The sequence below is a fragment of the Methyloversatilis sp. genome (assembly GCF_030696805.1).
Taxonomy (GTDB): domain Bacteria; phylum Pseudomonadota; class Gammaproteobacteria; order Burkholderiales; family Rhodocyclaceae; genus Methyloversatilis.
This window is the reverse complement of sequence record NZ_JAUYRO010000002.1, coordinates 44,010-66,837: the sequence shown is the minus strand read 5'-3', so window position 1 is coordinate 66,837 and position 22,828 is coordinate 44,010. Positions and strand designations below refer to the sequence as shown.

General features: G+C 65.3%; 21 protein-coding genes. 8 read left to right on the top strand and 13 right to left on the bottom strand.

All coding sequences use genetic code 11. The features are described from left to right. Nucleotides 1–324: 324 nt before the first annotated feature. Nucleotides 325–1,836: a DegQ family serine endoprotease gene (locus tag Q8R75_RS00370; RefSeq protein ID WP_305626876.1), complete on the bottom strand. Its 1,512-nt coding sequence runs from the start codon at nt 1,834–1,836 to the stop codon at nt 325–327. Between the two features lie 298 nt (nt 1,837–2,134). On the opposite strand from Q8R75_RS00370, the gene folE reads away from it, so the two are divergent. The 4 genes from folE (at nt 2,135) to Q8R75_RS00350 (ending at nt 5,244) form a co-directional block, all read left to right on the top strand. Continuing rightward, nucleotides 2,135–2,740: a GTP cyclohydrolase I FolE gene (gene folE, locus Q8R75_RS00365; protein ID WP_305626878.1), complete on the top strand. Its 606-nt coding sequence runs from the start codon at nt 2,135–2,137 to the stop codon at nt 2,738–2,740. A gap of 498 nt (nt 2,741–3,238) precedes the next feature. Then, entirely contained in the window at nt 3,239–4,450 is a 1,212-nt protein-coding gene (locus Q8R75_RS00360) for a porin (RefSeq protein WP_305663468.1), read from the top strand. A 159-nt stretch (nt 4,451–4,609) separates the two neighbouring features. Further along, nucleotides 4,610–4,861 carry a type II toxin-antitoxin system prevent-host-death family antitoxin gene (locus Q8R75_RS00355; RefSeq protein ID WP_305663467.1) on the top strand — a complete coding sequence of 84 codons (252 nt, stop codon included), beginning with the start codon at nt 4,610–4,612 and terminating at the stop codon, nt 4,859–4,861. Continuing rightward, the gene (locus tag Q8R75_RS00350; protein ID WP_305626986.1) at nt 4,858–5,244 is read left to right on the top strand and encodes a type II toxin-antitoxin system VapC family toxin; all 387 of its coding nucleotides are present in this window, start codon (nt 4,858–4,860) and stop codon (nt 5,242–5,244) included. Before Q8R75_RS00355 ends, Q8R75_RS00350 begins: the two co-directional genes overlap by 4 nt. Before the next feature lie 10 nt (nt 5,245–5,254). Here the strand turns inward: Q8R75_RS00350 and Q8R75_RS00345 are convergent, their stop codons facing one another. The 12 genes from Q8R75_RS00345 to Q8R75_RS00290 all read right to left on the bottom strand — a co-directional run bounded on the left by Q8R75_RS00345 (nt 5,255) and on the right by Q8R75_RS00290 (nt 19,739). Beyond that, nucleotides 5,255–6,577 carry an adenylate/guanylate cyclase domain-containing protein gene (locus Q8R75_RS00345; protein ID WP_305626984.1) on the bottom strand — a complete coding sequence of 441 codons (1,323 nt, stop codon included), beginning with the start codon at nt 6,575–6,577 and terminating at the stop codon, nt 5,255–5,257. Beyond that, on the bottom strand, nt 6,574–7,299 hold the full coding sequence (locus Q8R75_RS00340) for a prepilin-type N-terminal cleavage/methylation domain-containing protein (RefSeq protein WP_305614480.1): 726 nt from the start codon (nt 7,297–7,299) through the stop codon (nt 6,574–6,576). The genes Q8R75_RS00345 and Q8R75_RS00340 overlap by 4 nt, the downstream gene beginning before the upstream one ends. Then, nucleotides 7,296–8,240: a hypothetical protein gene (locus Q8R75_RS00335; protein WP_305614481.1), complete on the bottom strand. Its 945-nt coding sequence runs from the start codon at nt 8,238–8,240 to the stop codon at nt 7,296–7,298. Before Q8R75_RS00335 ends, Q8R75_RS00340 begins: the two co-directional genes overlap by 4 nt. Then, nucleotides 8,237–8,641 (bottom strand): hypothetical protein, encoded by a 405-nt coding sequence (locus Q8R75_RS00330; RefSeq protein ID WP_305614482.1) that lies wholly within the window; start codon nt 8,639–8,641, stop codon nt 8,237–8,239. The genes Q8R75_RS00335 and Q8R75_RS00330 overlap by 4 nt, the downstream gene beginning before the upstream one ends. Continuing rightward, nucleotides 8,638–9,240 (bottom strand): hypothetical protein, encoded by a 603-nt coding sequence (locus tag Q8R75_RS00325; protein ID WP_305614483.1) that lies wholly within the window; start codon nt 9,238–9,240, stop codon nt 8,638–8,640. The genes Q8R75_RS00330 and Q8R75_RS00325 overlap by 4 nt, the downstream gene beginning before the upstream one ends. Further along, nucleotides 9,237–10,760, bottom strand: a complete 1,524-nt coding sequence (locus tag Q8R75_RS00320) for a hypothetical protein (protein WP_305626981.1) — start codon at nt 10,758–10,760, stop codon at nt 9,237–9,239. The genes Q8R75_RS00325 and Q8R75_RS00320 overlap by 4 nt, the downstream gene beginning before the upstream one ends. Further along, complete coding sequence (locus Q8R75_RS00315) at nt 10,760–11,962, bottom strand: type II secretion system F family protein (RefSeq protein ID WP_305626979.1); 1,203 nt, start codon at nt 11,960–11,962, stop codon at nt 10,760–10,762. The genes Q8R75_RS00320 and Q8R75_RS00315 overlap by 1 nt, the downstream gene beginning before the upstream one ends. A gap of 2 nt (nt 11,963–11,964) precedes the next feature. Next, nucleotides 11,965–13,704 carry a GspE/PulE family protein gene (locus Q8R75_RS00310; RefSeq protein WP_305626978.1) on the bottom strand — a complete coding sequence of 580 codons (1,740 nt, stop codon included), beginning with the start codon at nt 13,702–13,704 and terminating at the stop codon, nt 11,965–11,967. Nucleotides 13,705–13,708: 4 nt separating this feature from the next. After that, nucleotides 13,709–14,953: a tetratricopeptide repeat protein gene (locus tag Q8R75_RS00305; protein WP_305626976.1), complete on the bottom strand. Its 1,245-nt coding sequence runs from the start codon at nt 14,951–14,953 to the stop codon at nt 13,709–13,711. Then, nucleotides 14,950–16,596, bottom strand: coding sequence for a pilus (MSHA type) biogenesis protein MshL (locus Q8R75_RS00300; protein WP_305626974.1), 1,647 nt, complete (start codon nt 16,594–16,596; stop codon nt 14,950–14,952). The genes Q8R75_RS00305 and Q8R75_RS00300 overlap by 4 nt, the downstream gene beginning before the upstream one ends. 217 nt (nt 16,597–16,813) lie before the next feature. Then, complete coding sequence (locus tag Q8R75_RS00295; protein WP_305663466.1) at nt 16,814–18,286, bottom strand: AAA family ATPase; 1,473 nt, start codon at nt 18,284–18,286, stop codon at nt 16,814–16,816. A 1-nt stretch (nt 18,287) separates the two neighbouring features. Next, nucleotides 18,288–19,739, bottom strand: a complete 1,452-nt coding sequence (locus Q8R75_RS00290) for a sigma-54 dependent transcriptional regulator (RefSeq protein WP_305612156.1) — start codon at nt 19,737–19,739, stop codon at nt 18,288–18,290. Nucleotides 19,740–19,844: 105 nt separating this feature from the next. Between Q8R75_RS00290 and Q8R75_RS00285 the strand changes: the two genes are divergently transcribed. The 4 genes from Q8R75_RS00285 (at nt 19,845) to Q8R75_RS00270 (ending at nt 22,819) form a co-directional block, all read left to right on the top strand. Further along, on the top strand, nt 19,845–20,666 hold the full coding sequence (locus Q8R75_RS00285; RefSeq protein WP_305612157.1) for an ABC transporter ATP-binding protein: 822 nt from the start codon (nt 19,845–19,847) through the stop codon (nt 20,664–20,666). Continuing rightward, nucleotides 20,663–21,451 carry a lipid asymmetry maintenance ABC transporter permease subunit MlaE gene (gene mlaE / locus Q8R75_RS00280; RefSeq protein WP_305612158.1) on the top strand — a complete coding sequence of 263 codons (789 nt, stop codon included), beginning with the start codon at nt 20,663–20,665 and terminating at the stop codon, nt 21,449–21,451. Before Q8R75_RS00285 ends, mlaE begins: the two co-directional genes overlap by 4 nt. After that, nucleotides 21,448–21,924, top strand: a complete 477-nt coding sequence (gene mlaD, locus Q8R75_RS00275) for an outer membrane lipid asymmetry maintenance protein MlaD (RefSeq protein ID WP_305626970.1) — start codon at nt 21,448–21,450, stop codon at nt 21,922–21,924. Before mlaE ends, mlaD begins: the two co-directional genes overlap by 4 nt. 70 nt (nt 21,925–21,994) lie before the next feature. After that, entirely contained in the window at nt 21,995–22,819 is an 825-nt protein-coding gene (locus Q8R75_RS00270) for a VacJ family lipoprotein (protein WP_305612161.1), read from the top strand. Nucleotides 22,820–22,828: the final 9 nt, after the last annotated feature.

Sequence of the window (22,828 nt, the reverse complement as noted above, 5' to 3'; positions counted from 1 at the left end):
AAAACTGCGACGGTGTTGCTTTTCGTAGGAGCGGACCCTGTCCGCGATGCGAGCGTGGCTCATGCACCGTCACGTGTTCGAAGACCGGGATCGCCTGCGGGGCAGGCTCCTACGAAAACTGCGACGGTGTTGCTTTTCGTAGGAGCGGACCCTGTCCGCGATGCGAGCGTGGCTCATGCACCGTCACGTGTTCGAAGACCGGGATCGCCTGCGGGGCAGGCTCCTACGAAAACCGCGACGGTGTTGCTTTTCGTAGGAGCGGACCCTGTCCGCGATAAGCGCGTCGATTCCGTGCGTCGCGTCCGCGCCCAGCAGCAGGTGCGATCAACCTGCCCGGATAGGCACGAACAGCCGGTTGTCGCCGCGCTGGATCAACAGCGCGACGCGGCCCTTGGCGCGTTCGACCAGGCGCGCCAGTTCTTCGGCGCTGCCGACCGGTTGGCCATTTACCGCGAGGATGGCGTCACCCGGCTGGATGCCTGCCTGGGCGGACGGACCTGCAACGTCGGAAACGACCAGGCCGCGATTCACACCCAGTTGCTGGGCTTCGCCGCCGCTGAGCGGACGCACCACCAGGCCCAGGCGATCGCGCGCCGGTTGTGCGTCGCGCGCCGGATCTGCCTGGGCGACCGCTTCTGTTTCGCCCTGTTCGCCCAGCGTCGCCGTGACGGTACGTTCCGCGCCCTGACGCCATACATTGAGCTTGACCGGCTTGCCCGGCGGCAGATTGCCGATCACCTTGGGCAGGTCGAACGAATCTGCCACCTCGCGGCCATCGACCGACAGCACCACGTCACCGGACTGCAGGCCCGCCCGGTCAGCCGGACCGTCCTTCTCGACATTGGCGACCAAAGCTCCGCGTGCGCGGTCCAGCCCGAAGCTGTCGGCCAGATCGCGCGTGATCGGCTGGATGCTGACGCCCAGTCGCGCATGCTTGGCGCGACCGAATTGCTTGATCTGGTCGGCCACACGCATCGCCACGTCGATCGGAATGGCGAACGACAGGCCCATGAAGCCGCCGGTGCGCGAGTAGATCTGCGAGTTGATGCCGATCACCTCGCCCTTCAGATTGAACAGCGGACCGCCCGAATTGCCCGGGTTGATCGCCACGTCGGTCTGGATGAAGGGCACCAGCGATTCGTCGGGCAGCGCGCGCGACTTGGCACTGACGATGCCGGCGGTCACCGTGTTCTCGAAACCGAAAGGCGCGCCGATTGCGGCCACCCACTCGCCGACACGCACCTGGTCGGCATTGCCCAGTTTCACGGCTGGAAGGTTTTTTGCCTCGACCTTGATCAGCGCAACGTCTGTGCGCTTGTCGCTGCCGATGACGCGCGCCTTCAGTTCCCGCTTGTCGGTGAATTTCACCGTCACCTCGGCAGCTTCCGACACCACGTGTGCATTCGTCAGGATGTAGCCATCCTGGCTGATCACGAAGCCGGAGCCGATGCCGCGTGGCGTCGGGCCCTGACCGTTGCCCGGCCCCTGCCCGCCGCGCGGGTCCTGCGGCACCGGAATGCCGAAGCGGCGGAAGAATTCATACATCGGGTCATTCGGGTTCATGCCAGGCGTCCTGGTCGCCTTGCCGACGACGCTGATGTTCACGACCGAGGCGGACGTCTGGTCGACCAGCGTCGCGAAGTCGGGCAGGCCGGTCACGAGATTGCCGGTGACCGGAGCGGCCGCGACGGGTGCAGATTGCGCCAGCAACAGCGGCTTGCCGTCGGGTGCCGCTTCCGCCTTGTGCATCCAGTCGATCGTGGTTGCCGTCGCGCCAAGGCCGAAGGTCGTGGCGGCGATGGCCGCCAGTGCGGTACGTGACAGGGTGATCTTCATCGGATGTCCTCTCCTGACTGTTATTGCCCGCAGCAGCGAAGTGCTGCGGGGCTTGTGAGCGAACGGTGGAGCCGCGCGGATGACGTGCTGTTCCGGCGGTTTACATCCGGAAACAATGAGTATCGCCGCGCAGGTTCGATCGGAATCTGGGGAGCTAAACTGACTTATCAAGGGTCGGAGTCGATGAACCGCACTTGAAAACAAGTGGCTGCGCCGCCACCATGCTCAGTCCGGGTGTCAGGCAGCGGCATCGCACCGTGATTGCGCCGCTATATATATAAGCAAAAACAGGATGACCATGAACCATTCAGACACCACACGCCCGAGCCGGGAAGAGGCCGAAGCGGCCGTCCGTACCCTGATCCGGTGGGCCGGCGACGATCCGGCGCGAGAAGGCCTGCTCGATACGCCGTCGCGCGTCGTCAAGTCATACGAGGAATTCTTCGCCGGCTATTCGATCGACCCGCGCGAAGTGCTGTCGCGCACCTTCGAAGAAGTCGAAGGTTACGACGAGGTGATCGCACTCACCGGCATCCGCTTCGAAAGCCATTGCGAGCATCACATGGTGCCCATCATCGGCAAGGCGCACATCGCCTACCTGCCGGATCGGCGCGTCATCGGCATTTCCAAGCTGGCACGTCTGGTCGAGGTTTTCGGCAAGCGTCTGCAGATTCAGGAAAAGATGACCGTGCAGATCGCCGATGCGCTGTACGAGGTGCTGCAGCCGCGCGGCGTTGCAGTGGTGATCGAGGCGGCGCACGAGTGCATGACCACGCGCGGCGTGCACAAGCCGGGCGTCGCCATGGTGACCAGTCGCATGCTGGGCGCCTTCCGCGACGACGCCAGCACGCGGCGCGAGTTCTTCAACCTGATCGGCCGGACAGCGGGTGGCTGCGAAAGCTGAGCCAGCGCGTCAGGTCCGGCGGGCGACGGTCTGCTGCACACAACGCGTGCCGGCGGACCGTTCGACGGCAGGTCGCACTTTCAGCCGGCGACGATCCGATGGACGGCCTTGCGGTGATCGCGAATCGGCGGGTCGAAAGATGAGCCGCACGGCTTTGGGGCGACGATGCTTCACTCCTCTGCATATTTATATGTAGAGGAGCGAAGTGAGCTGAATCGGAGCTGCGATCAGACACGAGTGGGTGTGGGCCCTCGTCAAACGGGGCGTGCCCTGCATGCGAGGCGAGCCGGCCCGCCCTTCCGGGCTGTTGCACGAAAACCACAACGGACCGGACGGGTGCATACGTAATTTTACGCATGGCTTGCAGTGAGCTTTCATGCTTCGGTACAGTGCGATCCACCTTCTGAAGGTCCGAAGGTGAGTAGCCCGGCAGTACAGTCGCTCTGCGATCGAACACGATCCGGGCACCCACTATCATCGCAAGAGGAGAATTGCGTAATGTCCAAGAAATTGCTTGCAGTTGCGATCGCAGCCGCACTCGTACCGACCGCCGTTCTGGCTGAAGCATCCAACGTGACCATGTACGGTCGCATCGACTACGGTTTCATGTCGCGTGGTGGCGACAGCGGTGGCCTGTCGCAAGCTGGTCGCGATGGTCGTCAAAACGGCTTCGAAGACGGCATCCTCGGCACGAACCGCATCGGCTTCCGCGGTAGCGAAGCCCTCGGTAACGGCCTGAAGGCGATCTTCGAATTTGAGTTCGGTTTCAGCGGCGATACAGGCACATCGTTTGGCGGTACTACCAACCGTCATAGCTGGGTCGGTCTTGAAGGTGCTTTCGGTACCGCGCTCGGTGGCCGCGTTGATGGCGCTCGCTACTCGTTCGTCGGTCAGTATGACCCGTTCAAGAACCAGACGGTTGCCAATGCGGGCTCGCTGTTCGGCGTGACATCGGGCCTCGGTCAAGCCGATCGTGCCGACAACGCGGTTGTGTACATCACACCTGAAGTGGCCCCCGGCCTTAAGTTCCTGGCTGCTTACACGACTTCTCTGCTGAATGACGAAGGCGGCGGCATTGCTGGCATCTCCGCCGGCGCAGGTCAGGACATCGAACGTGGCGATACGCCCCTGTATGCGATCGCTGCCCTGTACAACAACGGCCCGATCAGTTTTACGCTCGACTACGAAAACCTCAAGATCAAGCGCGGCAATACGATTACGGGTAGCGATCTCGAGTATGACCTTTGGGTTGTTGGTGGGGCGTATGATTTCGGAGTCGTAAAGCTGTCGGCTTACTACGAAAACACACAAGGTGATAACAGCGCTTCAAAGGGCGTTGCTGGTACGAATGGTGCGGCGATCACTTCGGATGGTGATGGCTGGCTGATCGGCCTGTCCGCTCCGGTTACTTCGAACATCACGCTGAAGGCGAGCTACGTCAAGGCTAACGACGATCGCATCGATAACGCCGATTGCTCGAAGTTCGGTTTTGGTGGCGAGTACGCATTCTCCAAGCGTACGATCGCTTACGCGACGTTTGCCAAGTTGAATGCTGATAGCAACGCGCTGTGCGGTATTTCGAAGAATGCAGCCGGTGGTAACGGAAACGCGGGTCAAGTTGGCAGTGCTAGCAACCCGCCGAAGAATGGCGTGAATGGCGCAGGCTACGGCGACACCGGCTTCAACATCGGTCTCGCACACACGTTCTAATCGGTTTCCGATCAGAAAGCTGTGTTGAAACGGGCGCCTTCGGGCGCCCGTTTTTCGTTGACGCTTTGTGCCCCGCGATGCCGGGCCGAACTACGCTTGACCAAGGATGTCGGCTTGGCTAATCTTGGCTAAGTACAGTTCGAACATACGGAGCGAGAAATGGAATCCCAAGTGAACATGCTGCAGGCAAAATCAAACCTTTCGCGTCTGGTCGAGGCCATAGAGCAGGGGCGTGAACGGGAGATCGTCATTGCTCGCAACGGCAAACCGGCGGCGCGTCTAGTGCCCATCGAAACGGTGCTGCCGCAGCGCCGCCTCGGTTTCGCCAAGGGACTGTTCGTCGTGCCCGATGACTTCGATTCGACGAATGAAGAGATCGAACGAATGTTTTCCGGCGACGCGCAGCGGTGAATGTACTGCTCGACACTCACATTGCATTGTGGGCCATCGTCGATGACGTCCGTCTGTCAGCCAAGGCGCGCGAGTGGCTGCTCGCGCCCGAGGCGACGCTCTGGGTCAGTGCAGCCAGCGTCTGGGAAATCGCGATCAAGCACAGTCTGGGGCGCGAACGCATGCCGATATCCGGGCAGATGGCGCAGCACTGCTTCGAGCAATCGGGTTACAGAATGCTGGCGATCCGGCCTGAGCACGCGGTGGCTGTCGAGCGACTGCCGTTGATCCATACGGATCCCTTTGATCGGCTGCTCGTTGCACAGGCCGTCCACGAACCGATGCATCTGCTCACGCACGACTCGAAGCTTGTTGGCTACGGTCCCGCTGTAGTGCTGGTGTAGTCAGGTCGACCTACCCGGCGTCGAGCAGGATGTCCACACTGCCCGCCGACATCGAAAGTCCTTCTTCCCTGCGTCCCATCAGCCGATACACCACGGTATCGCCCTTGCCTTTCAGATAGAGGGTTTGCGGCGGGTGGAAGTCAAAGCGGTTGCGCAGGCGAAGGTAAGTCGTGGTGTCGACCTGCACCATGCCGGGCACGCCTTCGGTGGTGATGCGACTGGCCAGATTGACGGTATCACCCCACAAGTCGTAGATGAATTTCTTCTTGCCCACCACGCCGGCGACGACCGGGCCGGTGCCGATGCCGATGCGCAGATCGAGCAGCACGCCGGTGCCGGTGGTCTGATTCCTGAGCCAGTCGCGCATTTCCAGCGCCAGATCGGCCAGCGCGGCGGTGTAGTCCGAAGTGTTCTCGTTCAGACCGCCGGCGACCATGTAGGCGTCGCCAATGGTCTTGATCTTCTCCAAACCACGCGCACCGGCCTGTTCGTCGAAGCGTGAAAACACCCGGTTGAGCATCGAGAACACCTGGGCCGGCGTCATGCCTGCGGCGACCTGGGTGAAATTCACGATGTCGGCAAACATGACGCTCACGTCGGCAAAGCCGTCGGCAATGTTCTTTTCATTCTGCTTCAGCCGTTCAGCGACCGGGCCGGGCAGGATGTTCAACAGCAGTCGTTCCGAGCGTTCCTGCTCGCACTCCAGCAGTGCATGCGCCTCGGCAAGCTGACTGGCGATGCGCTGCTTCTGTTCGATCGCGAAGCGCAGCAGCATGAACACGATGGTCGAAATGGCGAGGAAGTTGAGCGCGAAAAACACCACGCTCGTTTCGACCGACACGGTGGCGTCGCGGTAGGTGCTGGCGTCGGCCAGATAGAAGTCGAACACGCCGGTCAGCACGATCAGGAAGGCATAGGCGAAGAACCAGGCGAGTGCCTCGCGCGCGCCGATGCACAGGATGGCGCCAACCGGCGCCAGCAACCCCCATAGCAGGATGCCGCTGGCGGTGATGAAATTGCCGATGGCCCACTGCGCGACGAAGGGCACGAACAGGAACAGCCCGAGCTGGGTCGTACGGAACAGTTTGAAGTTACCGCTGCGGATGTACAGCAGCAGGTTGCCAGCCAGCAGCAGCTGGTAGGCGAAAGGCAGGGTGGCCGACAGCTGCGGACCGATCGACCAATACACCGCCAGCCACAGTATCGACGCCACGCAGACCAGACCGGTCGCCAGTACCAGCAGCGACTTGTTCAACCGCTCTTCCGGGCCGTCGCAGGGCAGGATGCCGCCGCTGCGCAGGCGCGACAGGAAGCCGGGTGCCGCTGCGCTCACGGCAACTGCCCCGCATTCATCATTCGGCCGAACAACACGAAGCGCGATTCCCACACCACCAGGTCATCGAATTCGCCGCCGCCGGCTGCGCTGTTCACGCTGCCGTCGCGCGCGTACAGCGCGACTGATGTACCCGGCTGGGAACTGTTGGCCTGCTCGTCTGCGTTGGTGGCTGAATCGTTGGCGATCAGGCTGCCGATCGCCGTCGTGGCACCACGCCCGTTCTCGCCGTGTGACCACAACGCGAAGGCGACTGCCGTGGGGCTGTTCAACGACACTTCTGCGCCGGCTGCGTCGCGGGTTTGGATGCTGATATTGCCTTCGCCGGTGAGCATGATGCGCTGGCCCGGTGCAACGACCAGGCTTTGCGTCGCGGTGGCGTTCTGCGACACGACATAACCCAGCCGGTTGCCCCAGCCGTCGAGCCCGCGCACGCCCAGCGTCTGCCAGGGCAACAGGCCGCGCCGGTTGGCGCAGTTGCCACCGGCGCGGCTTTGTTCGGTGCCGTCCACCTCCGACGCCGCCGGGCAGGGCAGCGAACGGTTGACCACGGCGAACGCCACGACCGCTTCACGTGCCTCGCGCAACGCCGCCTGCGTGTCGGCGATGCGCGTGCGCAGCATGGCGAGCTGCAGCGCGGCGATCGCGCCCACGCTGAGCAGCGCGACGATGGTCAGCACGACCGCGATTTCGATCAGGGTGAAGCCGCGCTGGCGCGTCATGATCCGGTACACCCGCCGACGCAGGCCGGCAGCACCGACAGCGCGCGTGCCACGCGTGAGCCGTCGGCAAGGTTGACGACGCCCTGCATGCCCGACGCACAGACGTGGGCGCACCACTGATTCTTGATCCACCAGGCGTACGGCGGTGTGCCATCGCTGCCGGACTCCCCTTCTGCAGCGAGCAAAATCTCGCCCAGCACGCGCGCCCCGGCGCTCGCGAACAACCGGCTGGTGGTCAGCGTGAGCACGCGGTCGTTGAAGCCGTCATGTGCCTGCAGTGCAATGGCGTGCAGGCCGTCAGTGTGCGTGTATGCCGTGCCGCCTACCGTCGCCGCTTCAAGAAATTGTTCGATGCTGCCTTCGCGGCAGCCTGAATCGCTGAACCCGCCGCTGCGCGACTGCCCGGGCAGTGCCGCGCCGGGTGCGATCAGTACCGCCGCCACCCGCGGGCCGACACCGGCGGCGCTGACTTCGACGATGCCGCCCGGCGTCGCCGGGTTGAGCGCCGGCCGATCCGCGCTGTCGCCGCGCTGGCTGGTCGGGATATTGTTGCTGAACGTGGCGCTGCGCGCGTACCACAGGCATTCGCCTGCGCCGTCGAGCACCGGTCCCATGCCCAGCGTGCGCCAGGGCAGGCGTCCGATATGGCTGTCGCAAAGCGAGGACAGCTCTTCCGACGTGCCGTCGTTGTCGAGGTCCGGGCAGGGCAGCGCACCCGGCGAATTGAGCTGATTGCCATCCCTGTTGCCCAGCGCGCCGTAGGCCGCCAACGCATCGCGCGCCCGGGCCAGCGCACGCTCGGTCGCCAGTTCGCTGTCGGTGCCGGCGGGCGACGACAACGCGCGCGCCAGCGTGGCGATGGCCAGCAGGCCGAGCAGGGCGATGGCGATCAGCAGCGCCGCGCCGCGTTGCCGTTGCCGTGTCGTCCGCAGCGCCGTCATCGGCCGCGCCCCGGCTGCACATCGATCACACCCGTCGCCGGCGCCGCCTGCCCCCCCTCGTCGACGGCGGTCTGCTCGCCCGGGCGCAGCCTGACCACCTGACCGGAGCTGCCCGGCAACTGCAGTGCGTTGCCTGCCGGCTGCGCCTGCAGCGACGGCAGCGCGCGCGTGTCCAAAGCGCCGCCATTGACGAACCAGGTCACCGGGCCGGAAGAGCGGACGACGATGCCGTCGTGCCGCACCGTGCCGACGGCGCGCGGCGCAGAGGCTGCCTGTACCGGCTGGCCGCGCTGCTGTTCCAGCCGCGCGCGCTCGGCCTCGCTGAAGAACAGCCGACCGAGCGGCTGCGCCGCCGCCGCATGCGCGACGCAGCAGAACAGCAGGATCAGTGCGCGCCTCACGACGCTCCCCCCTCTTTCGGACGGAAGGTGATCCAGTCCAGCAGGCAGTCGGCCTGCAGCGTTTCGGGTGTCGAGTCAGTCACCACACGCCGCACCATGCTGCACTCGCGCACCCGCACCAGGGCCGGTGCGTGCTCGCTCAGTTCGTCGAGCAGCGTCAGCAGGTCGCCTTCATGCAGCAGCGGCAGGCGCAGGCGCAACGTGCTGCTGCTGACTTCGAGCTGGCCGGCGTCAGATGGAGCGATCGAGCGATCGAGCGGCCGCTGCGGCGAAAATTCGTAATCGAGCGCGCCCAGACGATGTCGTGCCCGGGTGTCGCGGATCAATTCGACCCAGGCCAGACGCTGTTCGGCGCCGATCGCGCCGCGTGCGGCAAGCTGGCGATAGCGGTCGATCTTCTGCGCAATTTCCATCTCTTCGGCCTGTGCAGCGGCCAGGCCGCCCTGCGCGGCGGCACGCGCGGCGATTGCGCGGGCGTGGTCCTGCTTCGCGTCGTCAGCCAGCCGGCCGCTCGCCCACAGCGCCCCGGCGCCGGCCAGTGCCATCAATACGGCGAGCACAGCGGCACCGCGCAGCTTCTTCAGGTCAGCCGCGTTCATGGCGCGAGCCCCCGGCTGATCAGCAGCGCGAACTGCGGCGTGCTGTCGGCGTCGCTGCGGTCGCTGCGTGCCCCGCCGCGCAGCACCTGACCCGATTCCAGATCGAACGGCGGACGCGTGACCTTCACCTGCAGTCCGTCCGCTGCACGGCCCAGATCGAGGGCAAGGGCGTCGACCAGTTCCAGCGCCCGTCGCTGCTGGGCGCCGTATTCGGCGGGCAGCCGCGCCTGCACCAGCAGTTGTGCCTCGACCGGCGCCAATCCGTCGGCCGCCGGCATTCCGGCACTGCCCAGCTTCCAGTCGAGCCGGTCCAGTTCAACCTGCGGGTAGCGCTCCAGTACGGCGCCAAGCGGCTGCAATAGCCCGGCCGGTGCCGCGCTGCGCTGCTCCAGTTGCAGGCTGCGTTCATGTACGACGCGCAGCGTGTCCAGTGGCACCGGAGTCGGCGGCAGGCGGGCGATGATGTCGCGCCGGGCGGCTTCGGCACGCCGTGCGTCGTCCTGCAGCCGCGCGCTCTTTTCGCGCAGTTCGAGACTGTCGAGCGCGCTGTGCGTGGCCATCAGCAGGCAGGCCGCAAGCGCGACGCTGCCGGCGGCGATCAGCGCGAAGCGCGCCTGCCAGACGCGAAAGGCGCGACGTTCGGCCGGCGGCGCGAACTGTTCGGCCGGCGGCTGACGCATCAGCGCCTGTACGAACAGCGTTTCGCAGTGCAGGTCGTCCGGCGCCGGGCGCAGGCCGAGCCGCTGGGCGGCCAGATGACTGTCTATCAGTTCGAACTGCAGCATGTCATTGCTGCGGCAGGCCTGAGAAAACTCGTCCATGCGGGCTGGCGGCACCAGCACGCGCACGCTCAGCGGGGCGTTGCGGGTGACCAGGCGCTGGCCCAGCAGATAGGGGTGCAGCCGCCGTGCCTCTTCGGCGCAGGCGCGCGGCAGGTCGTTGCTCGACAGCGTGCCGAGCGGCGTCAGGCGCGAAAAGCGCAAGCGGCCGTCTTCAAAGAAGCTCTGCCGTACGCCGGTGCGCGTGATGGCCAGCAACAGCGTGCTGCCTTGCGCGATGTGCAGCCGATCGAGCACCGGCTCGCTGGCCAGTGCCACGCTGTGGATGCCGCTCAGTGCGACGTCGGCATCGCGCAGGGCGGCCAGCCAGGGTTCGAGCAGGGCCGGCCGGGTCAGCGCGCAGAACAGCATCTGTTCGTCGCGCCGGCCGGCGTGCGAGCGCCCGAGCGAGCGGGCACAGGTGAGCGTGGTACCGAAAAAAAGTTGGCCGAGTTTGCGGCGGATCAGCGCCGCACGGTCGCCGCCACGCACGAAGGGCACCATTTCCGCGATGAAGGCTTCGTCCGCCAGATCGCACAGCATCAGGTACAGGCCGTCGTGCTGCGTGCGCAGGAAGTCGGCGAACGCCGCCACACCGTCGCTCGTAGGGGCGAAGCGGGCGTGCTCGGTCACCTCGCCAGCGCGCCAACCATAGGCGACAAGCTGCGTCGCGTCGAGATAGAGGACGTGGCGGCGCGGCATCAGGTCTTCAACTTCGTCAGCATGTCGTACACCGGGCCGAGCACCGCGAAGGCCACGGCCATCAGCAGCAGTCCGAGCACCAGCGTCAGTGTCGGTTCCATCGCGGCCTGTGCGCGCGCGATGGATTCACGCACATCGCGCGTGTAGAAATAGGACACCTCGCGTAGCGCGCGGTCGAGCGCACCGGTGCTTTCGCCGACACGCAGCATGCGCACGACCAGCGGCGGAAACAGCCCGACGCTCTGGAACGCGGCTGTCACGTTCTGGCCCTGGCTGATCAGCGCGCCGGCGCGCGCCAGCGCATCGCGCACCGCTTCGTTGCCGACCACATCTTCCGACGTGCGCACCGCATCGATGATCGGAATGCCGGCGCCGTACATCATCGCGAACATGCTGGCGAAGCGCGACAGCACGACCTTGTGCAGGATCGGGCCGATGACCGGCACCGACAGTTTGAAGCCGTCGAAGCGCTGCCGGGCGACCGGGTTGTAGCGCAAGAGCGCCACGGCGCCGACGGTCGCCGCGACGATGAGCAGCAGCACGGCCGGCCACCATGCCTGCAGGAATTCCGACGTGCCCATCAGGATGCGCGTCTGCAGCGGCAGCTCCAGCCCGGTGTTGCGGAAGAAGCGCGCGAGGTCGGGTACCACCACCAGCATCAGCACCGCGATGACGAACAGCAGGAAGCTGCCGACGATGGCCGGATAGGTGAGCAGGCGTCGTGTCTGCGACACCAGCTCGTCTTCCCATTTGAATGCGTCGATCTGTTCGCGCAGCACCTCGGCCAGATTGCCGGTCAGCTCGCCGGCGCGCACCAGCGCGCAGAACACCTTGCTGAACGCGGCCGGATGTTCGGCCATGGCCTGCGACAGCGATCGGCCACCTTCGATGCTTTCGACCAGCGAGGCGACGATTTCGCGCATGCGCGGGTGTTCGGTCGAATCGCGCAGATCGGTCAGCGCCTCGATCAGCGGCACGCCGGAGCGCACCAGTTGTTCGAGGTGGAAGCTGAAATTGATCAGTTCAAGCCGCGGCAGGCTGTGGCCGAACAGCGGCTGCGCGTGCTTCATCGGCTGGCCATTGACGAAATCGAGCTGCATGCGCTTCAAGCGCATTTCGAGGTCGACCAGATTGGCGGCGTCCATGCGGCCGAACACCATGCGCCCCTGCGTGTTCATCGCCTTGTACGAAAACATCGCCATCGTCAGCGCGCGTACCAGTCAGGGCCGCTCTGGGCCATGCGTTCGGTGAGGTCGACCACGCGCGCCAGCTCGTCGAGCGAAGTCGAGCCGTCGATGACGCGCCGCAGCCCATCTTCGGCCAGCGAGCGGAAACCCTTGGCGCGGGCGGCATTGCGCAGTTCGCGCGCGGTGGCGCGCCGGGCCACCAGTTCGTCGAGGTCGGAATCCATACGCAGCAGTTCCATCACTGCCAGCCGGCCGCGGTAGCCGGTGAAATCGCAGGCCGGGCAGCCGACCGCGTCGTGGATGTCTGGCGCGGCGCGGTCCTCGCGCAGACCGAGCAGATGCAGTTCGTGCGCCTCGGCCGGTCGCGCCTTCCGGCAATACAGGCACAGCTTGCGCAGCAGGCGCTGCGCCATCACGCCGATGATGTTGCCGGCCATGATGTCGGGCAGGATGCCGATGTCGAGCAGGCGCGGGATCGCACCGAGTGCCGAGTTGGTATGCAGCGTGGAATACACCTGGTGACCGGTCATCGCGGCACGAAAGGCCATCTCGGCGGTTTCGGCATCGCGGATTTCGCCTACCAGGATGATGTCCGGATCCTGCCGCATCATCGAGCGCACGCCATTTGCGAAATCGAGCTTCACCGCTTCGGCGACCGAAGTCTGGCGGATCAGCGCCATCGGGTATTCGACCGGATCTTCCAGGGTCATGATGTTCACGCCCTCGGAATTGATGTGGTTGAGCACCGAATACAGCGTGGTGGTCTTGCCGCTGCCGGTCGGGCCGGTGGCAAGGATGATGCCTTCGGGCCGCGCGATCATCAGCTTCAGCTGGTCGAGCTGCGAATCGGCCAGCCCCAGTTCATCGAGCGCGACAATGCCGCGCGCCCGGTCGAGGATGCGCAGCACGATGTTCTCGCCGTGCAGCGTCGGTTGCGACGACACGCGGAAATCGACCGGCCGGCCGCTGATGGTGAGCGAAATGCGCCCGTCCTGCGGCGCGCGCATTTCGGCGATGTTCATGCCGGCCACCACCTTGATGCGCACCGCCATCGCCGGCCAGTACGAGCGGTGCAGCGCGCGGATCTGCCGCAGCAGGCCGTCGATGCGGTAGCGGATGCGCAGGAAGCCGGCTTCGGGTTCGAAGTGGATGTCGGATGCGCCGCGCTTGACCGCATCGGTCAGCAGCGCGTCGATCAGGCGCACCACCGGCTGACTGTACTCGTCGGCCGACGAGGCCAGTGCGCGGTAATCGACCTCACCGGTTTCCAGCTCGGTCAGGATGCCTTCGATCGACAGTTCGTGGCCGTAGGACTGGTCGATCGCGTGCGCGATTTCAGTCTCGCCGGCCAGTACGGTTTCGAGCTCGACGCCTTCCGGCAGCAGCGCGCGCAACTGGTCGAGCGCGACGATGTCGTTCACGTCGGACACGGCGACCGTCAGCTTGCGCGCGCTGGCCAGATAGTTCAGCGGCAACAGCCGGTGCCGCTTGGCCAGCGCCTGCGGCACCAGTCTCAGGGCGTCGGCGTCGATCAGCGCATGCGACAGGTCGACCGTTCGCTTGCCCAGCGTGACGCCAAGTGCTTCGCGCAACGTGGCTTCGCTGACGAAGCCCAGCTGCACCAGCAGCCGGCCCATCGGAATGTTCAGCTTCTGCTGTTCCTGCAGCGCGATGCGCAACTGGTCTTCGGTCACCAGCCCCTGCGCCAGCAGCAACTGGCCGAGCGGGCGGCGCGGTGCGTTGGCCGGCGAGTTCATGTGCTCAGGGCCCATCCTGCGCGGCCTGCAGCGCGGCGACGCGGGCGGCCACCGCGTCTGCGTCGAAGGCGGCCGAGCGTTGGCTGCGCAACGTCACAGCTTCGCGGTAGTACTGCAGTGCGAGCTTCGACTGGCGCAGCTGGTCGAGGCTCACCGCCAGGTTGTAGGCGTGGTCGGGCTGATCGGGTGCCAGTGTCCAGGCATTGAAATAAGCCTGCTGTGCTTCACGCCAGCGCGCCTGTCCGGCATAAAGATTGCCGAGCGCAAAGGCAGCGGGAGCCGATTGCGGCTGCGCCGCGGCGATGTTGAGCAACCGCGCCTCGTGCGCGGACGGATCGACGTTTTCACTCATCGCCACCTGCACCGACGGGTCGGCCGGATCGATTTCGGCGATGCGCCGCAACAGCATGCGCGCCTGCTGCGCATCGCCCCGTACCTCGGCCAGCGCCATCAAGCCGTGCAGCGCGTCGGGATTGCGCGGATCGGCACGCAGCGCACGTTCGTAGGCGACGCGCGCGCGGTCGTACTCGCCTGCGTTGAACGCTGCATAGCCTTCGTTGATGTCCTGCGGAATGACCGGCGCATTGCGGGTGATGCGGATCGGCGGCGTAACGGGCACTGCGGCGGGTGCCGGTGTCGTTGCCGGTGCATCGGCGGCGACCTGGCCGGACAGGAAGCGGCTCGACGGCGCTGCCGCCAATGCGTCATCGGGCGGTGCTGCGGGGGCGGTCACGGGTGCACCCGCAGCCAGGGACGACGGTGCGATCGCGGTGGCGGACGCCGTGGGTCGTTCAGGCGAAGGAGCGGGTACCGGCGTGGGCGCCGCGATGCGCGTCGCCGGCGGCGGCAGGGAGGCGGTCGGTGCGAGGGCCCGGCCGCTGTCCAGCAGGCCGATCTGCCACATGACCCAGCCGACGATGCCGAGCAGCAGCACACCGGCTGCGCCGAGCAGCCAGGTCAGCGGCGACTTGCCGCGAGGTGCCGGTCGCTTGGCGTCGAACAGCACGCGCGCTGCTTCGGCGCCCGGCTGAGTTGGGGGGGGCGTGGCCGGGCGCGGCTCCGGTACGTCGAGCCCGGCGAAGCGCGCAGCCTGCGCGAATTCGTCGTCGATCAGTTCCAGTTCATGGGCCGGCGTAATGCGCGCCGGTGGCGCGACCGCTGTCGACGCGGCTTCGCTTTCAGCTGCGGGGTCTTCCTCGCGCCGCTTGGCGGCCTCGGCCTTCTTCAGCGCTTCGAGCAGCAGGCTCACTGCGCAGGCTCCACTTTGCGGTTCGCGCCGGGCAGCGGGAAGGTCGATCTCATGAAGCGCTCGTCCGGCAGCGAATCGACCAGCGAACGGTAGTCGCCGTCGAGGCTGGCGTCTTCGATCACGACCGGGCGGATCAGCACGACCAGTTCGGTCTTGCGCGATGTTTCGTTGCGCGCCGACAGCAGTGCGCCGATGAAGGGCAGCGCCGACACGCCGGGAATGCTGTCGCGGCGGTAGTTCAGTTCGTCCTGCATCAGGCCGCCAAGCACCGCGGTTTCGCCGCTGGCCACGCGCATGACCGATTCGAGTTCGCGCGTCTGGATGACCGGCACCAGATTGGGCGAGCTGAGGTCGGGCGTCGGATCCTGCGCATCACCGACCTTGCGCGAAATGGTCGGCCGTACGTTCAGCAGCACGAAGCCGTCGGCGCTGATCTGCGGCGTGACCGCCATCACCAGACCGACCGATACCGAACGCGGCGTGGCGGTGAAACTGCGCACGGCCTGCGTGTTGGTATTGGCGACCACGTCGGACTTGATTTCAAAGTAGACGATGTTGTTGACCACCTTCAGCAGCGCGGTCTGGTTGTTCAGCACCGACAGCTTGGGGCTGGACAGCACCTTCACGTCCCCATAGGTTTCCAGCAGCTTGATGCTGTCGACCAGCTCGCGGTTGCGGCCCAGACCGATGGCGAATGGCGCATTGGTCGTCAGATCGGTCGAGGTGGTGTTGAGCGACACCGTTGCACCGCCGCGCTTGCCGCCGCCGGCGAAGGCGGTCCAGTCGATGCCCTGCTGGTAGTTGTCGGTCAGCTGCACCTCGGCGATCGTCGCTTCGATCAGCACCTGGCGGCGTGCGATGCGCGTCACCTGGCTGATGAATTCCTGCACCTTTTCGTGCTGGCGCGAGGTGGCGCGCACATTGATGACGCCGGTTTCGGCATTCAGGATGACCGATGCCGCCTCGCGGAAGGTGGCCCGTCGCTCGACCGGCGGCGGCGCAGCTGCCGGATCGGCGCCAGCGACTGGAGTGGTTGCCGGTTCGGGCATCGTGTCCGGCATCAGCTTGTCGGTTTCGTGCAGCAGGTCGCGGATGTTGCGTTCCAGCGATTCCCAGAAGCGGTTCTTCGCGACATTTTCGATGCGGGTGCTGGAGCTGTTGCCGGCAGTGCCGGTCTGGGCTGCGATGTTGGCGGTGCCGCCGGTACCGGTGACGGCCGCCGAACTGGTCGAGGCGATCTGCGTGTTGATCGACACCGCACCGGTGACGTCTCGCGACATGTTGACGTAATCGACCCGGTAGCTGCGCAGGTAGGGCGCGTCGGGCATCACGACCAGATTCGGTCCGTCGAGCTCGAACCGCATGTCGACCTGGGTGGCGATGCGGGTGAGCAGCTGCGGCAGCGTCTGGTCGATGGCGTTCAGCGTGACCGCACCTTCGATGCCGGGGTGGATGTCTACATTCACCTTGGCGTCACGCGCCAGCGCGAACAGCAGTTCATTCACCGGCACCCGGTTGACCACCACACTGTAGGTTTCCGACTTGTGCCGCGGCTGCGGCTGGGGCGGCGACAGCGGGCGGGCGACCGGCGGCGGGATGCCTTCGCGCGCCGCGCTGGCCGCGCCGTCAGCCTTCTTCGCCACAACGTGTGCATCCGACATCGGCTGGGGGGGGTGCGCCGCACAACCGGCAAGCAGGGCCGCAATCACGGCGCAGGGCAGAACGGGGCGCAGCAATGCTGTCATGGGCACGGAGACGGACGGTGACTCGGAATGAAACTGAATTCGGATGGTACGCGGAATCCGGGGTCGATCAACATGATGCGCAGCCGGCCTTGTTCCGTCAATGCCTCTGGCATTTTCAGGGCTGACGCAGGCTGCGTACCTGCCGCGCAATCGGCCGCGCGGTGGCGATCCAGTCGGGCAGCGTGGCGAGCGCCTGCTGCGCAGTGCGCTGATCCGGGAAGTCGCCGTAGATCACCGCCAGCTTGGTGCCGCCTGCAGTGTCTGCGCGATAGGCCCGCAACTGCTGTGCATCGAGGGTGCGGCGGGCGCGCCGGACATAGCGCTCGACCTGTTCGCCCTGGGCGTCCGGGGCCGACATCAACTGGATGAACCAGCGGTCATCGGGCGCAGAGGTTGTCCATGATTTGCTCGATGCCAGCAGCGACGTCAGGTCGTCGGCAGGCGCGGGGGGCTCCGCAGCCGGTTCCGGTGCAGCGTGGGGCGGGGCTGAAGCGATGGCGTCCGGCATCGCGGAAACCGGCGGGACGGAGGGTTCACCTGCCGGGGCTGCCGGTGGGGCCTGTCCAGCCTCCGGAGCGGCGGCGGGCGGCGGCTCCGGCGCACGGCCGGCCGGGGCGGCGGCCGTCGTGCCGCCGGCGGTCGCTGCCGGGGGGGCTGTTTCGGGGGGAGCTCGGTCGATACTGCGTCCGAGCAGAAAACCCGCGGCCAGCAGCACGACAGATGCCGCGACCGCGAGCGCCAGCCGGGTCGGCGTGACGCCGCCCGGTGCCGGCACGCGCAGTTCGGTGTCGGCGAACGCTCGCGCGGCGTCGGCGGCCGTGACGCCGTGGGCGCCGCGCGCAAACGCCGCGAGCAGTGCCTTGTCGGCCAGGATGTTGATGCGTCGTGTCAGGCCGCCAGAATCACGCGCGATGCGTGTCACCGAGGCGGCGTCGAACACGTTCGGTCCGCGATAGCCGGCGGCACGCATGCGGAAATCGATGTAGGTGCCGACGTCGTCCGGCTGCAACGGGTCGAGCCGGAAGTGCTGGGTGATGCGGTCCTTCAGTTGCCGCATGTCGGTGCGCGCCAGCAGGTCGTCCAGCTCCGGCTGGCCGAACAGTGCGATCTTGATCAGCTTGTGGCGTTCGGATTCGAGGTTGGACAGCAGCCGGATCTGTTCCAGCGTTTCCGCCGGCATCGCATGCGCCTCATCGATCAGCAGCACGATCTGGCGGCCGGCGGCGAATTCGGCAACCAGCGCTTCCTGCACCGCACGCAGCAGGCGGTGCGCGCTGCCATCGTTGCCGGTGGCAGGCGCGCAGCCCATTTCGTCGGCCAGCACTGCGAGCAGTTCGCCGCGGTTCATCAGCGGGTCGGCGAGATAGATGGCGCGCAGATGGGCGGGAAGGTGATCGATCAGCACCCGCGCCAGCATGGTCTTGCCGGTGCCAACCTCGCCGCTGACCTTGACCAGCCCCTCTTCACGTCCGAGCGCATAGACCAGCGCGTCGAGCAGTGCCCGGCGGTTCGCACCGCCGAAGAAGAAATCGGCGTGCGGGGTGATGCGGAACGGTGATTCGCGCAGGCCGAAATGGTCGAGATACATGTCAGTCGCCGCGCCCGGCATCGGCATCCGGCGCATCCATCCGGTGGTACAGCGTCGTGCGCGCGATGCCCAGCAGACGTGCCGCCGCGCTCACATTGCCACGCGCCAGGCGCAGGGCAGCTTCGATGTAGGCGCTTTCCCATTCGCGCAGCCGGGCGTCAAGCCGGAAGCCGCCGGCGCGCAGCTCGTCGAGTGCGACATCCGACAATTCGCGCGCCTGCTCGTCGTGCATGCCCGGCGCAGACGGAGCGCTCCCGGCCGGGTCGAACTCCGCCTGCAGATCGGCTACACCCACTTCGCGACCCGGATACTTGGTCGAAAGCCGGATGACGATGTTGCGGAGTTCGCGCACATTGCCGGGAAAACCGTACGCCAGCCACGCCGCACGCGCGTCGGCCGACAGCGAAAACGGCAGTCGTTCAAGCTGGGCGCAGAACTGGCCGCGAAAGTGCTCGAGCAGTTGCAGCCGGTCGCTGCCCATGTCGCGCAGGGCTGGCAGGGTGATCGTGAACACACTGAGCCGGTGATACAGATCCGACCGGAAGCGTCCGGCACGGACTTCCACGCTCAGATCGCGATTGGTGGCTGCAATGATGCGCGCGTTAGAACGGCGCAACTGCGTTTCGCCCACCCGCTGGTACTCACCGTTCTCGAGCACGCGCAGCAGCTTGGCCTGGAGGTCGAGCGGCAGTTCGCCGATTTCGTCGAGGAACAGGCTGCCCGACGCGGCCTCCTCGAAATAGCCGGCGCGTGCCGTCTGTGCGCCGGTGAACGCGCCGCGTGCATGGCCGAACAGCGTCGGCTCTACGAGACTGGGTGAAATGGCGGCGCAGTTGAGCGCCAGAAAGGGCTGACTGACACGTGTCGTGCCGGTGTGCAGGCAGTTGGCGACAATGTCCTTGCCGGTCCCCGATTCGCCCTCTACCAGTACCGGATAGGGCAGGTCGGCATACTGCACGATCTGCGCCCGCAGCCGGGTCACCGGTTCACTGTCGCCGATCAGCGCCGGCAGGTCGGGTGGCGGCGGGTTGCAGGTTTCGGCCAGTTGCCGCAGCAGCGCATGCAGCGCCGCAGGCTGCGCCGGTTTGGACACGAATTCCGTTGCGCCGAGGGCCCGGGCATGGCGCGCGAGGCCTTCCTCTCCCTGGCCGGACAGCACCACAATGCGGGTGTCCGGCGCGTGGGCCAGCAAGTCGGCGATCAATGCGTAGCCTTCATCCGGCCGATGCGGACAGGGCGGCAGTCCGAGATCGATCAGCGCCAGTTTCGGCGGCGCCGGCTGCTCACGCAGCCACGCGATGGCCGCACCGCGCGAGGCGCAGCTGGTGACCAGAAAATCCGCCTCGAGCATGAAGCTGAGTGAATCGGCAATCAGCGGATCGTCGTCGACGATCAGCAGTCCGGGCCGCGGCGCTTCGGTTTTCGTCGGGCGGGCAGCGTTTGCGAAAGTCATGACCGATGATAGCGCACGCCGTTGACATGCCAGGTGGCGTCGCTGCGGCCTGAGGAGCGCCTCTGCTACAATCGCGCTCCTTACTTGCCCGCATACACTGTTCTCGTGTCACTGTCCCCTCCGGCCGAAGACATCCTGGTCGACCTGAAGAACGTCGACTTTGCCTACGACACGCGGCCCATCCTGTCCGGCATCAATCTGCGCATTCCGCGCGGCAAGCTGGTCGCCATCATGGGCGGCAGCGGCTGCGGGAAGACGACATTGCTGCGCCTGATCGGCGGCCAGCTCAAACCGACGGCGGGCCATCTGACGGTGGACGGACAGGAGCTTGCGCGGCTGTCACGCCGTGAAATGTATGCAGCGAGACGGCGCATGGGCATGCTGTTCCAGTTCGGCGCGCTGTTTACTGATCTGAACGTGTTCGACAATGTGGCCTTTCCGTTGCGCGAGCATACGGATCTTCCTCCCGACATGATCCGCGACCTGGTCATGACCAAGCTTCATGCAGTCGGGTTGCGCGGCGCGTGGAAGCTGATGCCGGCCGAACTGTCCGGCGGCATGGCGCGGCGCGTCTCGTTGGCCCGTGCGGTGGCGCTCGACCCGATGCTCATCATGTACGACGAGCCATTTGCAGGGCTCGATCCGATTTCCCTTGCCGTGGTCGGCCAGCTCATCCGCAGGCTCAATGACGCGCTTGGAGCGAGTTCGATCATGGTGACGCACGACGTGCACGAGTCGCTCGAGATCGTCGATTACCTGTATTTTCTGTCGGCCGGCAAGGTGGTGGCCGAAGGGACGCCGGATGAGATCCGCGCCTCGACCGACCCATTCGTGCATCAGTTCGTCAATGCGGAAATCGATGGGCCACTGCCGTTCCATTACCCGGGTGACGACTACAGGACAACCCTGATGGAAACGCACGCATGATCGCGCGGGTGCTTCGCTCGATTGGCGCACGCACGCTGGACGGACTCTGGCGGCTGGGCTTTGCCAGCCGCTTCTTCATCGCCGTGCTGATGCGCTCAGGCACCGCTTTCTCGCGTTTCTCGCTGACCATTCGCGAAGTGTATTCGACCGGCGTGCTGTCGCTGATCATCATCATGGTGTCCGGCTTTTTCGTCGGACTGGTGCTGGGTTTGCAGGGATACGAAACGCTCCAGCGCTACGGTTCGAGCGAGGCGCTGGGCATTCTGGTGGCGTTGTCGCTGGTGCGCGAGCTTGGTCCGGTGGTTGCCGGCCTGCTGTTCGCGAGCCGCGCCGGTTCGGCGCTGACGGCAGAAATAGGCCTGATGAAAGCGACCGAGCAACTCAAGGCGATGGACATGATGGCGGTCGATCCGATCGCGCGCGTCGTGGCACCGCGCTTCTGGGGTGGCGTCATTTCGATGCCCCTGCTGGCAGCGCTGTTTTCGATGATGGGCGTGTTCGGCGCCTGGTTCATCGGAGTCGTTTTCATCGGCGTCGATGACGGGGCCTTCTGGTCGCAGATGCAGGCATCGGTCGATTTTCGCTACGACATCGTGAACGGCATCATCAAGAGCATCGTGTTCGGCTTTGCGGTGTCGCTGATCGCGGTTTTCGAAGGCTACGATTCGGCCCCGACCGCCGAGGGCGTGTCGCGTGCCATCACGCGAACTGTTGTCAATTCGGCGCTAACCATACTGGCGTTGGACTTTGTGCTCACATCCTTCATGTTCAGGGGTATCGGATGAACCGTACTGTGCTAGACCTCTGGGTCGGTGTGTTCGTGGCGATCGGCGTGGCTGCAGTGTTGTTTCTGGCACTAAAGGTCGGCAACCTGGCGTCCGCTAACATAGGCGAGACATACAGGCTGCAAGCCAACTTTGATAACATCGGTGGCCTGAAACCGCGTGCGCCCGTGAAAAGCTCGGGCGTTGTGGTCGGGCGGGTGACGGAAATCACCTTTGACCCCACTCTTTATGTCGCGGTGGTCAAGATGGATGTCGATAAGCGGTATGTTTTCCCGCGTGACACGTTTGCGACCATCCTGACGTCAGGGTTGCTTGGCGAGCAGTACATCGGTTTTGAAGTCGGTGGCGATACGGAAATGCTCGCCGCCGACGCGACGATAACGAAAACGCAGTCTGCGGTAGTGCTTGAAAAGCTGATCAGTCAGTTCATGTTCAACAAGGCTGCCGAGAGCCCGCAGGCTCCCGAGCAGTGATGGCATAACGCATAGCCGGGAAGCTCGCCAGATGACTCATACAAAAAAGCAGATATCCAATTTTCGACCGGTGCTCGCTGCAGCCATTGCTGCAACATTGATGACCGGTTGTGCGACCTCGGGTAATCCGAAGGATCCGATCGAAGGGTTCAACCGCGCTGTCTTTTCGTTCAACGAAACGGTCGACAAAGCGCTCATCAAGCCCGTCGCGCAGGGTTACGACTACATTACCCCGACGCCTGTCCAGACCGGCGTGTCGAATTTTTTCGGCAACATTGCCGATCTGTGGATCGGTTTCAACAACCTGATCCAGGGCAAGCCGGGCGAAGCACTGTCTGACGTCGGGCGTGTGGTGATCAACACGACCATCGGCATCGTCGGGCTGTTCGACGTAGCCACCGGTATGGGCCTCGAAAAGCACGAGGAAGATTTCGGCCAGACGCTCGGCCGCTGGGGCGTCGGCGACGGTGCCTATGTCGTGCTGCCGATCTTCGGGCCGCGTACTCTGCGGGACACCGGTGGTTTCCTGGTCGATGTCTGGATCGATCCGGTCGCCAATCATGATCCGGTTTCGGTCCGCAATTCCGCCCTTGTGCTGCGCGCCGTCGATATGCGCGCCGATTTCCTGAAGGCCGAAAGCGCCATTGAAGCTGCCGCACTCGACAAGTACGCCTATGTGCGCGATGCATATCTGCAACGTCGCCGCAGCCTGATCTTTGACGGAAACGCACCGCGAGAAAGCCCGTTCGCACAGCTTTCGCCGAGCGAGAACCTGATGACCATGTTACCGATTGAATCAACTTGGTGCTTCATGCTTGTCGGCACCCCTGCCACCATGGGCGTTAATACCATGAGTGCGCAGACCTCGACAGAGCTTGCCGTAGCGTCGAACTGATCGATTCAT

Coding starts and splice junctions, on each gene's coding strand:
- Q8R75_RS00315 (WP_305626979.1), bottom strand. CDS start 11,962: ATGGCGATGTTTTCGTACAAGGCGATGAACACGCAGGGGCGCATGGTG.
- Q8R75_RS00360 (WP_305663468.1), top strand. CDS start 3,239: ATGTCCAAGAAATTGCTTGCAGTTGCGATCGCAGCCGCACTCGTACCG.
- Q8R75_RS00335 (WP_305614481.1), bottom strand. CDS start 8,240: ATGACGGCGCTGCGGACGACACGGCAACGGCAACGCGGCGCGGCGCTG.
- folE (WP_305626878.1), top strand. CDS start 2,135: ATGAACCATTCAGACACCACACGCCCGAGCCGGGAAGAGGCCGAAGCG.
- mlaE (WP_305612158.1), top strand. CDS start 20,663: ATGATCGCGCGGGTGCTTCGCTCGATTGGCGCACGCACGCTGGACGGA.
- Q8R75_RS00325 (WP_305614483.1), bottom strand. CDS start 9,240: ATGAACGCGGCTGACCTGAAGAAGCTGCGCGGTGCCGCTGTGCTCGCC.
- Q8R75_RS00320 (WP_305626981.1), bottom strand. CDS start 10,760: ATGCCGCGCCGCCACGTCCTCTATCTCGACGCGACGCAGCTTGTCGCC.
- mlaD (WP_305626970.1), top strand. CDS start 21,448: ATGAACCGTACTGTGCTAGACCTCTGGGTCGGTGTGTTCGTGGCGATC.
- Q8R75_RS00310 (WP_305626978.1), bottom strand. CDS start 13,704: ATGAACTCGCCGGCCAACGCACCGCGCCGCCCGCTCGGCCAGTTGCTG.
- Q8R75_RS00290 (WP_305612156.1), bottom strand. CDS start 19,739: ATGACTTTCGCAAACGCTGCCCGCCCGACGAAAACCGAAGCGCCGCGG.
- Q8R75_RS00355 (WP_305663467.1), top strand. CDS start 4,610: ATGGAATCCCAAGTGAACATGCTGCAGGCAAAATCAAACCTTTCGCGT.
- Q8R75_RS00295 (WP_305663466.1), bottom strand. CDS start 18,286: ATGTATCTCGACCATTTCGGCCTGCGCGAATCACCGTTCCGCATCACC.
- Q8R75_RS00340 (WP_305614480.1), bottom strand. CDS start 7,299: ATGACGCGCCAGCGCGGCTTCACCCTGATCGAAATCGCGGTCGTGCTG.
- Q8R75_RS00370 (WP_305626876.1), bottom strand. CDS start 1,836: ATGAAGATCACCCTGTCACGTACCGCACTGGCGGCCATCGCCGCCACG.